Below are 12840 nucleotides of genomic sequence, written 5' to 3'. Positions count from 1 at the left end.
CTCATTCTGCAGCCTCCCGTGCAACCAGCGTCTCCGCCAGATCTGCCGCTTCGCGGCGTAGGTTGCGAACCAATTCCAGCTCGGACTGGAAGTCGACGTAATGCGGCAGCTTGATGTGCTCCAAAAAGCCGGTGGCCTGAATGTTGTCGGCGTGGCTCAGGACAAACTCCTCGTCCTGCGCGGCGGCGCCGACATTGTCCTCGCCCAGTTCCTCCCAGCGCAGCGCCCGGTCGACCAGCGCCATGGCGATGGATTTGCGCTCTGACTGGCCGAAGACCAGCCCGTAGCCGCGGGTGAACTGCGGCGGCACCGTCTTGGAGCCCTTGAACTGGTTCACAGTCTCGCACTCGGTCAGCTCCACCTCGCCGATCTCGATGGCAAAACCCAGTTCCGGGATCTCCACCTCCACCGGCACTTTGCCGATGCGCAGCTCACCGACAAAGGCGTGGTTGCGCGCATAGCCGCGCTGGGTCGAATACGCCATGCCGAGAATGAACCCCTCGTCGCCTCGGGTCAGCGATTGCAGCCGCACCGCGCGGCCCGCCGGGAAGGACATCGGCTCACGGGTCAGATCGCCCGGAACCGCGTCTGAGGCCGGCTCTCGCTCGATGATGTCCTCGCCCTGCAGGAACCCGGTGATATGCGGCGTGGCTTCCCTGCGCGGCTCGGACACCGGTGCTTCGGGCACCTCGCCGTCGGCAGCCAGTTTGAAGTCCAGCAGGCGGTGGGTGTAGTCAAACGTCGGCCCCAACACCTGCCCGCCCGGCGCGTCCTTGAAGGTCGCCGAGATCCGGCGGTCGCAGGCCATCTCCCCGGTCTTTACCGGCTGCGAGTAGCCAAACCGCGGCAGGGTTGTGCGGTAGGCGCGTATCAGAAAGATCGCCTCGATCAGATCGCCGCGCGCCTGCTTGATCGCCAGCGCCGCAAGGTCCGGATCATAGAGCGAGCCTTCGGCCATTACCCGGTTCACCGCCAGGCTCAGCTGCTCGCGGGTCTGGGCGAGCGACAGCTCGGGCACATCCTTGCCGCCTCGGCGCTCCTCGGCCAGCCAGGCATGGGCGTTTTCAATGGCGCGCTCGCCGCCTTTGACTGCAACATACATGGGCTCAAGCCTCCGCAGTTACTTGGGTCGACCGCGGCAGCGCAGCCACCTGCGACCCCACGGTGAAGAAAAAGTCCACACCCAGCGGGTAGAGTGCCGCATTGTTCTGGAACGCGGTCAGTTCCGGCAGCTGCATCCGGGCTGTGTTCTTGATACCCGGACCTCGCAGCACCGCGTTGGGCGCGCCAAAGCCGGGCGTTTCGACGATCAGCGTGGCCGAGCGGTCGGGGTACTCCGGGGTGCCGATAAGGAAGCGGTTCAGCGGCGTAAGCGCGTCCCACCTGCCAAGCGCGAAATCCGCTTGCTCCGCCGGGACAACCGGCGCGCCGGTGTGAAACGCCAGCCAGCCGCGCAAATCGCCGCTATCAACGTCCGGAGCAAGATAGACACCGGTTTCCGGGTCACAGAGGGTCAGCAGCAGGCTGCCCGCCGCAATGGAGATCCCCTCCGGCGGTGCGGCACCGGTGATGTCCTGGACCCGGCCAGGCCGGGCCATCGCGTTCATCGCTGCGCGGAAAGCATGTGCCGCAGCGACCGGCGGATTGCTGAAGCCGCCCGCATAGACGGCGTTCCGGGTGTCCAGGCTCATCAGTCCTCTCCCCGTACCATGGTAAAGAATTCGACCTTTGTTGCTGCAGCCTTGGCTGCACGGTCATCCTCCGCCTTCTGTTTCTCTTCAGCCAAAGGTGTCAGAACTGCAGCACTCAGAGCATCCGCAGCACCGGTCTGCATCAGGGCGTCAATCTTGGCGGCAATCTCCGCGCTTACCTTGCTGCGCCCTTGCACGTAGCCGTGACCGACCGTGCCATCCTGAAGCGACAGAGCACAACGGGTGACGGTCATTTCACCCAGATTGAACGGCGCTCCGGTGCCACCCATGCGGCCGCGCACCATGACGCCGCCGGCTTCCGGCGCGCGCAGAAGCTCGCAAGCCGGGTCCGCTCCATAGCCTTGCCACAGCTCAGTCAGCCGGGCCTCGTCGGCGGAAGCCAGTAAGCTCATCCAGCCCCTGCGGTCCATCGCAGAAAAAGTCGTTGTCATTTGTCTAAGCCTCTTGGCTATGCTGTCTACATTATCTATACAACTAGACAAATGTTATCCGAGTCGCCCTGGAAGGCGCAATCGGAGAGTTATGAAAGTTCCGTGACATGACCCGCACCCCCGTCTGGAAGTCCATCGCCATTGCACTGACTGACGACATCGCTCAAGGCCGGTATGAAACCGGCGGCAAGCTGCCCGCCGAGGCACAGCTCTCTGCGCGCTTCGGGGTGAACCGGCACACGGTACGCCGGGCGCTGGCGGATATGGCGGAACAAGGGCTGGTTCACCCCAGGCGCGGCGCCGGGGTATTCGTGGCGGCAAAGCCGACCGATTACCCTATCGGCAAGCGGGTAAGATTCCATCAAAACCTTTCCCGCGAAGGCCGCAGCCCTGCCAAGCAAATTCTAATGCTAGAGACCCGCGCTGCCGCTGCCCGCGAGGCCAATGCGCTGCAGCTGGACCCGGGCGCTGAAGTACATGTCTATGACGGCCTGTCTCTGGCGGACGACCAGCCCATAGCCCTGTTCCAAAGCATCTTTCCAGCGGAACGTTTCCCCGGCATTCTCGACGCGCTGCAGGAGCAGCGCTCCGTCACCGCAGCACTGCTGCAGTTCGGGATTGACGATTACACACGGGTTGAGACACGGATCACCGCCAAGCTCGCCACTGCGACGCAAGCACTGCACCTCAGGGTCGCGGAAGGCAGCCCGATCCTGCGCACCACTGGCATCAACGCAGATCCGGAAGGCCGGCCTGTCGAATTCGGGCGCACGTGGTTCGCGGGCGACAGAGTCACCCTGACGGTGGGAGGTGAAACCTGAGACCCCTTACGAGCTCTCATTACAAAAAAGCCCCCGCCAATGGCAGGGGCTCCGGCTTGCAGGTTCAGATCAATTCATTGCTTGGCGTTGAACACAAACAGAGTCTCGCCATTGATCTGGTAGCCGTTGATCAGCTCCTTTGCCTTGTCTGAGACCAGCCACTCCTCCAGCAGCATTGCCTGAGCGTTTTTCACATGGCCGTGCTTCACCGGGCTTACCGGGAGATAGGCATACTGGTTAAACAGAACCGGGTCACCGGCAAACAATAGTTCGAGGCCGCCCTTGTTGCCGAAGTTCAGCCAGCTGGCACGGTCCGACATGATGTAAGCGTCCATGCCCGCGGCCGTGTTGAGAGCAGCCCCCATGCCAGCGCCTACCGCATTGTACCATGAACCAAAGTCCTCACTCTCCAGTCCCGCGGCTTTCCACAGACTCAGCTCCTTCTTATGGGTGCCGCTGTCGTCGCCGCGGCTGACAAATACCGCTTCCGCCCCGGCAATCTTTTGCAGCGCATCTGCGGCATCTGCGGCGCCAGCCACTTCGGCAGCATCCGCCTTGGGTCCGACCAAAACAAAATCATTGTACATGATCTCGCGCCGGTGCGTACCGTTGCCGCCCGCCAGAAACTTCTCCTCGGCTTTCTTGGAATGCACCAGGATCGCGTCCACGTCGCCCGCCTCGCCAAGGCGGATCGCCTGGCCAGTGCCAACCACCAGCAGCTGCACATCCAGCCCCAGATCCCTTTTGATCTCAGGCAGCAGGATCTCTGCCAAACCGGAATTGTGGAAGGAAGTGGTCACCGCCATCTTCATCTCTTCCGCCAGCGCGGCTGTGGCAAAGGACATGGATACAATGGCACCAAAAATCAGACGTTTCATTCGACAATATCTCCGTTCAAAAAAGCACGCCCCTGCGGCGTTTGAGGCCCGGCAAAGAAATCCTCCGCCGGACTGAATTCGTGGATGCGGCCGCCCAGTACAAATATCACTTCATCCGCCAGCCGCCGCGCCTGCCCCATGTTGTGTGTGGACATGATGAGCCGTGTGCCACTCTCGGCGGCATGGGCAAGGATCTCTTCGATTTCACGGGTGGCGCGGCCGTCCAATGCGGCGCAGGGCTCGTCCAGAAACAAAACCTCCGGCTCCCGCACCAGGGCCCGAGCCAGCGCCAGCTTCTGCCGCTCTCCGCCCGACAGCATGGTAGCCTGGCGCTGCAGGATTCTTCCCAGGCCGACACGGGCCGCCCAGTCTGCCGCCCGCGTGCGCGCCTCGCGGCGGCCCACGCCCGTCAACCGCAGCGGATAGGCGATGTTGTCGATCACCGTGCGGCGCATCATCACCGGAGTTTGAAACACAAACGCCTGCCGCTTCTGCGCTTCTTCCAGCGGACAGGCCCAATCCAAGCTGCCGCCATTCATCCGAACGATGCCATGCAGCATCTTCAATAGCGTGGTTTTGCCCGCCCCGTTAGGGCCAATGACAATCGAGGTGCCCTGCCCGCCCAGGGTCAGGTCAACCGGTCCGACCAGCACCTTGCCGCGGCGGCGCACCTGGGCGCCCTTGGACACCAGCGGGAACATCTGCATCACCAGCGCCCCTCGCTCTCGGTACGGCCCAGCCAGTGGATCGCCAGGTTGACTGCAATCGCCAGCGCAATCAGCACAAAGCCCAGCCCCAGTGCCATTGCAAACTCTCCCTTGCCGGTCTCCAGCGCAATCGCGGTGGTCAGCACCCGGGTGGCATGATCAATATTGCCGCCCACCACCATGATCGCACCCACTTCACCAATCGCGCGGCCAAAACCCGCCAGCGCCGCAGTCAGCAGCGCCCGGCGCCCGTCCCACAAGAGCGCTTGGATGCGCTGGAACTGGGTGGCGTTCATCGAGATCAGCAGATCGTGGTAATCGCTCCACAACTCGCGAAGCGACTGATGCGCCACCGAGGCGACCAAGGGCACCACAATGATCACCTGCGCGATAATCATCGCCGTGGGTGTGAACAGCAGGCCAAAGACACCAAACGGACCGGCGCGGGATAGGAATACATAGACCACCAGCCCAACCACAACAGGCGGCAGACCCATTAGCGCGTTCAGCACCGCAATTGTGGCCCGGCGCATCCGGAACCGTCGTACCGCCAAGAAGGCTGCCAGCGGGAGTGCGATGGCACAGGCAATGGCCAGCGCGGTCAGCGTCACCCGCAGCGACCGCAGAGTGATCTCCACCAGATCCGCGTCCAGTGTCACCAACAGCCAAAAGGCCTGGCTCAGTCCTGCCCACAGATCATTCATCGCATCCGGTCACTCTCCTAGGGGCTATCTACCGGCCCGGTCTAACATGGCTTTGCCCGGCTCCAAATCACAGGAGAGGACGCCGGGACAGCCAAAAACGGCAAACCGGCTGGAAAATCATGCTGCCAATACCCATCTGAGAAATAACGGCTTCCCCGAGATGCCGCCTGTTAGCGCCAAATCACCGCATTTGGCTCCGTTTCCGCTCACACGCGCTTGCGCGGATGATATGAACATGAAACAACCCCCGCCCAAAGTGTCACCCCGGACGCAACCTTGAGGATACGCCATGTTCGACCTGCAATCCATGCGGGATCAGCTCGCCAACCACTATGATCTGGCTCCCAACCCGGCCCTTGCCGAACAGATGGCAGACGTCTACGCCCGCATGGACCGCGTGGTGAACCCCGTCGAATGGGCGACCCATGCGCCGTATGTTGCGGCAATTCTAGAACTGAAGAAACAGCGTAACGCGGTGATTCTGGCGCATAACTACATGACGCCCGAAATCTATCACGGCATCTCGGACGTGGTTGGAGACAGTCTGCAGCTGGCAATCGAAGCCACCAGGGTCAAAGCCGATGTGATCGTCCAATGCGGTGTGCATTTCATGGCCGAAACCTCCAAGATCCTGAGCCCTGAAAAGACCGTGCTGATACCCGACATGGAGGCAGGCTGCTCGCTGGCGGAAAGCATCACCGCCGAAGGCGTCGCGGAAATGCGCCGCCGCTACCCGGGCGCGCCGGTGGTCACCTATGTGAACACCACGGCTGAGGTAAAGGCCGCCTCGGACATCTGCTGCACCTCCTCTAACGCCGCGCAGATCGTTGCCGCGATGGAGGAAGACACCATCATCATGACGCCGGACCAGTACCTGGCCCAGAACATCGCCCAGCAGGTTCCGGAAAAGAACATTGTCTGGTGGGAGGGCTCCTGCATCGTGCATGAGCAGTACACTGCCAAGGACCTGCGCGATTTCCGCGAATGGAACCCAGGCACCCGGCTGATCGCCCACCCGGAATGCCCGCCCGACGTGGTGGCCGAGGCCGACTTCTCCGGCTCGACCAGCGGCATCGTCAAATACGTGACCGATGAAAAGCCGGAAAAGGCGCTGCTGATCACCGAATGCTCGATGGCTTCGAACATTGCCGATCAGCTGCCTGAGGTGGAATTTGTCGGCCCGTGCAACATGTGTCCCTACATGAAGAAGATCACGCTGGAGAAAGTCCTGTGGTCGCTGCACACCATGACCGAGCCGGTCGAGGTGGATCCCGAAGTGGCTGAAAAGGCCCGTATCGCGGTGCAGCGGATGATCGACCTTTCGCAAAAACTGGGCATCTGATCCGTGATCGAAACCGGCCGTATCGTCATTGCCGGCGCAGGTCTGGGCGCGCTTTATGCCGCGCTTGAGCTGGCACCCCGGCCGGTTCTGGTGATCTCCCCCGAATCCTTGGGCGAGGGCGCAAGCTCAGCCTGGGCTCAGGGCGGCGTGGCTGCCGCCATGGCCAACCATGACACGCCTGAGGCCCACGCCGCTGATACCCTCCAGGCAGGGGCCGGCACGGTCGACCCTGAAGTCGCCGCCATGGTCACGAAGGTGGCACGCGAGCACATCATCGACCTCACCGAACTCGGCACCCCCTTCGACCGCGATGCGGACGGCAACTTCGTTATGAGCCGCGAAGCCGCCCATTCCGCCGCCCGCGTGGTGCGGGTGAAGGGCGACCAGGCCGGCGATCAGATCATGCGGACGCTGATTGCCGCCGTGCGCGCAGCCCCGTCTGTGCAAGTTCTGGAAAACACCCAGGCCGTGCGGCTCGAGACTGAGGGCGCAACTGTCACCGGCATCTGGATCACCCGCGCTGACGCACCCTCTGCCCCGGTGCTGATCAAGGCGCCCGGCGTGCTGCTTGCCGGCGGTGGCTCCGGCGGGCTTTATGCCCATACCACCAACCCCCCCCGCATCCGCGGCCAGGTGATCGGCTTTGCCGCCCGCGCCGGCGCTTGCATTGCGGATCCGGAATTCGTGCAATTCCACCCCACCGCATTTGACATCGGCGAGGACCCGGCACCGCTGGCGACCGAAGCCCTGCGCGGCGAGGGCGCGGTGCTGATCAACGCCGCTGGCGAACGCTTCATGGTTCCGGCACACCCGGATGCCGAACTGGCCCCGCGCGACATCGTTGCCCGCGCAATCTTTGCCGAAGCGCAGGCTGGCTGCCGCCCGATGCTCGACACCCGCGAGGCTCTCGGCGCCGAGGTGCTGACCCGCTTTCCGACAGTCGCCGAAACCTGCGCACGCGCTGGCATCGACCCGGTGCGAGAGCCGATCCCGGTAGCTGTCGCCGCCCACTACCACATGGGCGGCGTTGACGCCGACCTGCAAGGCCGCACCAGCCTTTCCAACCTTTGGGTCTGCGGCGAGGCCTCCTCGACCGGGCTGCACGGCGCCAACCGGCTGGCCTCCAACGGGCTGCTTGAGGCGCTGGTCTATGCCCGCAACGCAGCGCAGGACATGTCTGGGCTGGCAACCTCCGAAAACGCAGAAGAGATCCACCCCAGCTTCCCTGCCGGCGGCCGGGAACTGGATCTGGCGGCAGTAAGATCCCTGCGGGAGACGATGACAGCCCATGCCGGGGTTCGCCGCACCGCCGGTGGTCTTCGCCAAGCGCTTGCGGAAATTGCCCGTCTTGAAGTCGAACAGGCCGGTGACGAGAATTTCGTCAACATGTGCGCCACCGCCACTCTGATCGCCGCCGCCGCGCTCCAGCGCGAGGAAAGCCGCGGTGGTCACTTCCGCGACGATTTCACCGAGGCCGACCCCGCGCAGGCGCATCGCACCCGCATCACCCTGGACGAGGCCCTGGACATCCGCACCAAGGCCGTGAAGGAACTGACATGAGCACCCAATTCGCCACCCTGCCCGACCTGATCCTGGAACCGATGGTACGCGCTGCGCTGATGGAGGATCTGGGCCAGAACGGTGACATTACCACCCGTGCGGTGATCCCCGCTTCCGCCACCTACTCTGCCCGGCTGAACGCGCGGGAGGACGGTGTGGTCTCTGGTATGCAGATCGCCCGCATCGCCTTTCACCTGGTGGACGCCGGGCTGAAGGTGGATACCCTCCTGCCCGATGGCAGCTCTTGCAAGAAGGGCGACACTCTGATGACGATCAAAGGCTCTGCGGCATCGATCCTGTCGGGCGAACGTGTGGCGCTGAACTTTGCCGGGCGGCTCACCGGCATTGCCACCCTGACCGCAGCCTTTGCCGCCGAAACCAAAGGCACCAGCACGCGCATTACCTGTACCCGCAAGACCACCCCGGGTCTGCGCATTGCCGAAAAGCAGGCGGTGCTGCACGGCGGCGGCTACAACCACCGTTTCGGACTGTCGGACGCGATCCTGATCAAGGACAACCACATCGCGGCTGCCGGCGGGGTAAAAGCGGTGCTGGAAGCTGCCAAGGCCAGCGTCAGCCACATGATGAAGGTCGAAATAGAGGTTGATACGCTGGACCAGCTCTCCGAAGTGATTGCCACCGGCGGCGCCGATGTGGTCCTGCTCGACAACATGGGCACGCCAATGCTGACCCAGGCTGTCGAGATGGCCAAGGGCCATGTGGTGACCGAAGCTTCCGGCAACATGCGGCTGGAGCGCATTGCCGAAGTGGCAGGCACCGGCGTGGACTACATCTCCTCCGGCGCGCTCACCCATTCGGCGCGCACCCTCGACCTCGGCCTCGATTTCTGACCATCAGGCTTGCGGCGCTGTCTTGTGCCCCGCAAGCCCCCGCAAATGGTCCGCTGCCCGCTTTGGCCTAAAGCACACCGCGGGGAATGGTTTCCTGCCATTCCTTGATGACGGCCACATTCTTCTCCTCCCCTTCACGGGCCGTCACCTTGCGCCAGAGATAGAAGTTCTCCCTGTCACAGGTCACCCTGTTCTCCGTGTCGATTGAGACCTGCCAGTCGCCGCGTTCAAACTCGAAGCTCCAGTCGCTGGCAAAGGCTGCCGAGGCCGGATCATCCGGATGCACCTCGTAATGCATGGTGACATGGCTGCCGACACACATGCCGTGATACGGATTCACCGACTTGCCATAATCATCGAAGGTATCCAGCACCAGCGTTCCGTCCTCGCGGGTCCAGGTTTTCGACGTGCCGCCAGCTTCACGCAACTGCTCCGCCTGCAACAGTGGATAGTCCCGTGGAGCACCAGGGTTCCGCGGTGCGATCTCTTCCCGGACATTGCGTTCTGGCAATACCAGGGAACAATCCTCCAAGTGCAGCGTCACTTCCGCCGCCTCCGGCGCAGGCCAGACAATCGGCCAGTAAGACGTCGACAACGCCAGCCGCAGCACATGGCCCGCTTTCAGGCGATGGGCGCATTCATTCAACTCAATCTCCGCCTTGTAACGCTTACCCGGAACCAGCTTCTGCGGAGCTTCGAAACCGTTTCGGCAAGTGAGATTCAGAGCCCTAAAGGTGATCCGCTGCGAAACACCATCGGGCGAGACATCGCACAGCCGCGCCACCAGTTGCGCCACGGGCTTGTCAACGCTGAAGGCCACCTTTACCCGCGGACGGCCCAGCAGTTCCAGGGGCGCGGCCAGCCGCGTGCTGTCAAAACAGGCCGACAGCACATCATCTCCCGCCTGATCACCAGCCAGTTCATTGTCAAACCGCATTCCAGGGCAGAAATAGCCAGAGGCCTGCCCCACGGTCGCCGGGCTGCTGACTGTCAGCGCTCCGCTGGCAGGCTGATCCGCCAGTTCACCCTGGCCCATGTGCATCACCCTGTCCTGCACATTTGGCGACGGCCACTCAGCCTCTGCCACCCAGCGGCCTTGCCGGGGCTTATTCTGCATGGTGGGGTTGAAATGCTCCTGCATGAAGACGCGGTAATCCGGCAAATCCTCCGCGCCGGTCTCCTCACCCTTCAGCCACTTACCGAACCATCGAAGCACCTCACCATGGAAATCCGCGGGATCCAGCTTGGCAATATGCGCGTAGCGGTGCTCCCACGGGCCGATCATTGCCTTGGCTGGAACCCTCAGGTTGGCGGCCAGCGCCGGGGGGGCATTCACATAGGCATCCGCCCAGCCGGTGATCGCCAGCACCGGGGCCTGGATCGCAGACCAGTCCTCGCAAACCGAACCGTGCTTCCAGAAGCCGCCGCGGACCTGCTGTCGCAACCATACGGCAGCCATGAATGGCATTCCCTCGATCCGCTTGATCCAGTCTTCCCGCCAGTCCGCACGAAGCTCCGGGTCCGAAGGGCGTGACTGATAAGCAAACATCTGGCTGCCCCAGTTGGCATTATCGCTCAGAAGGCAGCCCCCCATGTAATGGATGTCATCCGCGTACCGATCCACGGTCGAGGCGACCGAAACCACCGCCTTCAGCGCCGCCGGGCGGCGGAACGCCAGCTGAAGCCCATTGAAGCCCCCCCAGCTTATGCCGATCATGCCGATATTTCCGTCGCACCAATCCTGCTCAGCAATCCATTCAAGGACGGTTTCACCGTCGCTCAGCTCCTGCTCCGAGTATTCATCATCAAACACCCCTTCGCTGTCGCCCGTGCCTGCAATGTCCACCCGGATACAAGCATAGCCTTCGTGAGCAAAGACGGTATGCGTGGTCTCATCCCGTGGCGCGGTGCCGTCACGCTTGCGGTAGGGGAGGTATTCCAGAATTGCCGGAAACGGCCCCTCGCCGTCCGGCAGCCACATGCGGGCAGCCAGCCTGCGGCCGCCGGGCAAGGAGATCCACGTGTTTTCAATGATGCGGTATGCACCGTGCATGGGCAGTGTCCTTTTTTCAACGTCAGCCATGCCCGCACATTCGACCAAACTTAGACTGCGGAAAAGTGAGCAGTCGTCAGCAGATGTAAGCGAATGTACGCGGACCTGCTTACAGTCCACGAAAGTCTAAACGGCCCCAAACTGTTTAACCGGCAAAGCCGTGTCAATGCGCGGGCCAAGACAGCTGAGCAGCTATTTTGGCAGCTTGGGTGCCGATTTCTCCAAAGCCAGCTCCGCCCCGGAAAACTTCCATGGCCCCCGCACCCCAGGCACGCCTTCCGGGGTGATCTGCATGCACCTGTGCCTGATCTGCGGGTCCTCGAAAGCTTGGCCGATGGTGTTGATCGGACCGGCCGGCACTGTGGCCGCCTCCAGCGATGCCAGAAGCTTATCTTGCGTCCAACCGGCCAGCGCCACCTCCAAAACGGCGGTCAGTTCCCTCCGGTTTGCCACCCTCAGCTGGTTGGTCTGGAACCGTGCATCCGCCTTGGCCTCCGCCAGCCCCAGCACATCGCAAAGCCGCTGAAATTGACCGTCATTCCCAACCGCAAGGATCACATGGCCGTCACTGACTGCCATCACCTGATAAGGCGCGATATTCGGGTGGTCGTTGCCCAGCCGCGTTGGGCTTTCCCCGGTCGCCAGGTAGTTCATCGCCTGGTTCGCCAGCAACGCCGTCGCGCAATCCATCAGGGACATGTCCAGATGCTGGCCGCGCCCGGTGGTATGGCGCTGCTCCACCGCCGCCAGAATACCGATAGTGCCATATAAACCGGTGACAATATCGGTAATCGCAACGCCCACCTTCTGCGGCTGGCCATCCTGTGCGCCGGTGATCGACATCAGCCCGGACATTCCCTGCAGCAGGAAATCATAGCCCGCACGCTCCGCATAAGGACCGTCCTGGCCAAAGCCGGTGACCGAACAATAAATCAGCCGCGGATTGATCTTTGACAGGTTCTCATAGTCCAGCCCGAACTTCTTCAACCCGCCGACCTTGAAGTTCTCGATCAGAATATCCGCATCCCGGATCAGATTGACCACCGCCTGCTTTCCTTCTTCGGTACGGAAATCAGCAATCACGCAGTCCTTGCCCCGATTGGCGGCATAATAGTAGGCGGCAGTCTTATCACCCTCCCGTTCGATGAAGGGCGGGCCCCATTTGCGGGTGTCATCCCCATCAGGGCTTTCCACCTTTACCACCTCCGCGCCCAGATCAGCCAGTGACTGGCCGATCCATGGCCCCGCCAGGATGCGGGCAAGTTCGACCACTTTCAGACCTGCAAGCGGGGTCATTGGAGGCTCCTTTCTATTGGCAATAAATCTCTGCATGACATGCTTAGCCGCTACCGCACCAACCGGCAAGATTTGATCAAATCTAAGGTGCCGGGCGCAGTTCGTTTCACACTGACTTCCGGTTTTGTGCAGTCAGGCCGTTATTTTCGAAACATCCTGTAGCCCTCAGACCGCCAGCATGTTAGCGATACCGAGAACTTTAACCGCACCTGTGTAAGCAGAGGCAATTGAATTGCCCCTTTCTTGGCGGCACAATGGCCTGGCTCTGCGGCCCCAATGGAACAGCTATGTAAAATCAATGGTTTCGCGCGTTATCCCTGTTGCTCCTTTTGACCTTGTGCTGTTTGGCGCGACGGGTGATCTGGCGCGGCGGAAGATTCTGCCTGCCCTGTTCCACCGGTTCCAGATCGGCCAGTTCAGCAGCGACTGCCGGATCATCGGCAGCTCGCGCAGCGCGCTGACGGCGGAGGAGTTCCGCAGCCAGA

General features: G+C 62.3%; 12 protein-coding genes and 1 pseudogene. 5 read left to right on the top strand and 8 right to left on the bottom strand.

From position 1 onward, the window contains the following. Position 1 precedes the first annotated feature (1 nt). The 3 genes from AB1A62_RS09355 to phnG are packed head-to-tail and all read right to left on the bottom strand — an operon-like array spanning position 2 to position 2143. Positions 2 to 1102 carry a carbon-phosphorus lyase complex subunit PhnI gene (locus tag AB1A62_RS09355; protein WP_366661234.1) on the bottom strand — a complete coding sequence of 367 codons (1101 nt, stop codon included), beginning with the start codon at positions 1100 to 1102 and terminating at the stop codon, positions 2 to 4. A 4-nt stretch (positions 1103 to 1106) separates the two neighbouring features. Beyond that, positions 1107 to 1691 (bottom strand): phosphonate C-P lyase system protein PhnH, encoded by a 585-nt coding sequence (gene phnH / locus AB1A62_RS09350; protein ID WP_366661233.1) that lies wholly within the window; start codon positions 1689 to 1691, stop codon positions 1107 to 1109. Beyond that, positions 1691 to 2143, bottom strand: coding sequence for a phosphonate C-P lyase system protein PhnG (gene phnG / locus AB1A62_RS09345; RefSeq protein ID WP_366661232.1), 453 nt, complete (start codon positions 2141 to 2143; stop codon positions 1691 to 1693). The genes phnH and phnG overlap by 1 nt, the downstream gene beginning before the upstream one ends. Positions 2144 to 2250: 107 nt before the next feature. On the opposite strand from phnG, the gene phnF reads away from it, so the two are divergent. Further along, on the top strand, positions 2251 to 2964 hold the full coding sequence (phnF, locus tag AB1A62_RS09340; protein ID WP_366661231.1) for a phosphonate metabolism transcriptional regulator PhnF: 714 nt from the start codon (positions 2251 to 2253) through the stop codon (positions 2962 to 2964). A 74-nt stretch (positions 2965 to 3038) separates the two neighbouring features. Here the strand turns inward: phnF and AB1A62_RS09335 are convergent, their stop codons facing one another. From AB1A62_RS09335 to AB1A62_RS09325, 3 genes are read right to left on the bottom strand one after another with little or no spacing between them, the layout of a single operon-like run. Further along, complete coding sequence (locus AB1A62_RS09335; protein WP_366661230.1) at positions 3039 to 3842, bottom strand: substrate-binding domain-containing protein; 804 nt, start codon at positions 3840 to 3842, stop codon at positions 3039 to 3041. Then, on the bottom strand, positions 3839 to 4549 hold the full coding sequence (locus tag AB1A62_RS09330; protein WP_366661229.1) for an ATP-binding cassette domain-containing protein: 711 nt from the start codon (positions 4547 to 4549) through the stop codon (positions 3839 to 3841). The genes AB1A62_RS09335 and AB1A62_RS09330 overlap by 4 nt, the downstream gene beginning before the upstream one ends. Then, on the bottom strand, positions 4549 to 5253 hold the full coding sequence (locus AB1A62_RS09325; RefSeq protein WP_174148198.1) for an ABC transporter permease: 705 nt from the start codon (positions 5251 to 5253) through the stop codon (positions 4549 to 4551). Before AB1A62_RS09325 ends, AB1A62_RS09330 begins: the two co-directional genes overlap by 1 nt. 289 nt (positions 5254 to 5542) lie before the next feature. Here AB1A62_RS09325 and nadA point away from each other — a divergent pair, with 289 nt between their 5' ends. The 3 genes from nadA to nadC are packed head-to-tail and all read left to right on the top strand — an operon-like array spanning position 5543 to position 9006. After that, entirely contained in the window at positions 5543 to 6595 is a 1053-nt protein-coding gene (nadA, locus tag AB1A62_RS09320) for a quinolinate synthase NadA (RefSeq protein ID WP_366661228.1), read from the top strand. Positions 6596 to 6598: 3 nt separating this feature from the next. Next, positions 6599 to 8155, top strand: coding sequence for an L-aspartate oxidase (locus AB1A62_RS09315; protein ID WP_366661227.1), 1557 nt, complete (start codon positions 6599 to 6601; stop codon positions 8153 to 8155). Further along, positions 8152 to 9006, top strand: a complete 855-nt coding sequence (gene nadC / locus AB1A62_RS09310) for a carboxylating nicotinate-nucleotide diphosphorylase (protein WP_366661226.1) — start codon at positions 8152 to 8154, stop codon at positions 9004 to 9006. The genes AB1A62_RS09315 and nadC overlap by 4 nt, the downstream gene beginning before the upstream one ends. Positions 9007 to 9073: 67 nt before the next feature. Here the strand turns inward: nadC and AB1A62_RS09305 are convergent, their stop codons facing one another. Together AB1A62_RS09305 and AB1A62_RS09300 are read right to left on the bottom strand one after the other, a co-directional pair. Beyond that, the gene (locus tag AB1A62_RS09305; RefSeq protein ID WP_366661225.1) at positions 9074 to 11059 is read right to left on the bottom strand and encodes a CocE/NonD family hydrolase; all 1986 of its coding nucleotides are present in this window, start codon (positions 11057 to 11059) and stop codon (positions 9074 to 9076) included. Positions 11060 to 11251: 192 nt separating this feature from the next. Further along, the gene (locus AB1A62_RS09300; protein ID WP_366661224.1) at positions 11252 to 12355 is read right to left on the bottom strand and encodes a CaiB/BaiF CoA-transferase family protein; all 1104 of its coding nucleotides are present in this window, start codon (positions 12353 to 12355) and stop codon (positions 11252 to 11254) included. Positions 12356 to 12653: 298 nt separating this feature from the next. On the opposite strand from AB1A62_RS09300, the pseudogene AB1A62_RS09295 reads away from it, so the two are divergent. Continuing rightward, positions 12654 to 12840: pseudogene (locus AB1A62_RS09295) on the top strand (glucose-6-phosphate dehydrogenase); the annotation flags it as partial.

Origin of the sequence: Leisingera sp. JC11 (assembly GCF_040704725.1) — a bacterium.
Classification (GTDB): domain Bacteria; phylum Pseudomonadota; class Alphaproteobacteria; order Rhodobacterales; family Rhodobacteraceae; genus Leisingera.
The sequence above is the reverse complement of the archived record's forward strand: the minus strand, read 5'-3'. Positions and strand labels throughout refer to the sequence as shown.

Excerpts from the sequence above, each read along its gene's own strand:
- AB1A62_RS09355 (WP_366661234.1), bottom strand. The coding sequence starts at position 1,102 with ATGTATGTTGCAGTCAAAGGCGGCGAGCGCGCCATTGAAAACGCCCAT.
- phnH (WP_366661233.1), bottom strand. The coding sequence starts at position 1,691 with ATGAGCCTGGACACCCGGAACGCCGTCTATGCGGGCGGCTTCAGCAAT.
- phnG (WP_366661232.1), bottom strand. The coding sequence starts at position 2,143 with ATGACAACGACTTTTTCTGCGATGGACCGCAGGGGCTGGATGAGCTTA.
- phnF (WP_366661231.1), top strand. The coding sequence starts at position 2,251 with ATGACCCGCACCCCCGTCTGGAAGTCCATCGCCATTGCACTGACTGAC.
- AB1A62_RS09335 (WP_366661230.1), bottom strand. The coding sequence starts at position 3,842 with ATGAAACGTCTGATTTTTGGTGCCATTGTATCCATGTCCTTTGCCACA.
- AB1A62_RS09330 (WP_366661229.1), bottom strand. The coding sequence starts at position 4,549 with ATGCAGATGTTCCCGCTGGTGTCCAAGGGCGCCCAGGTGCGCCGCCGC.
- AB1A62_RS09325 (WP_174148198.1), bottom strand. The coding sequence starts at position 5,253 with ATGAATGATCTGTGGGCAGGACTGAGCCAGGCCTTTTGGCTGTTGGTG.
- nadA (WP_366661228.1), top strand. The coding sequence starts at position 5,543 with ATGTTCGACCTGCAATCCATGCGGGATCAGCTCGCCAACCACTATGAT.
- nadC (WP_366661226.1), top strand. The coding sequence starts at position 8,152 with ATGAGCACCCAATTCGCCACCCTGCCCGACCTGATCCTGGAACCGATG.
- AB1A62_RS09305 (WP_366661225.1), bottom strand. The coding sequence starts at position 11,059 with ATGCACGGTGCATACCGCATCATTGAAAACACGTGGATCTCCTTGCCC.
- AB1A62_RS09300 (WP_366661224.1), bottom strand. The coding sequence starts at position 12,355 with ATGACCCCGCTTGCAGGTCTGAAAGTGGTCGAACTTGCCCGCATCCTG.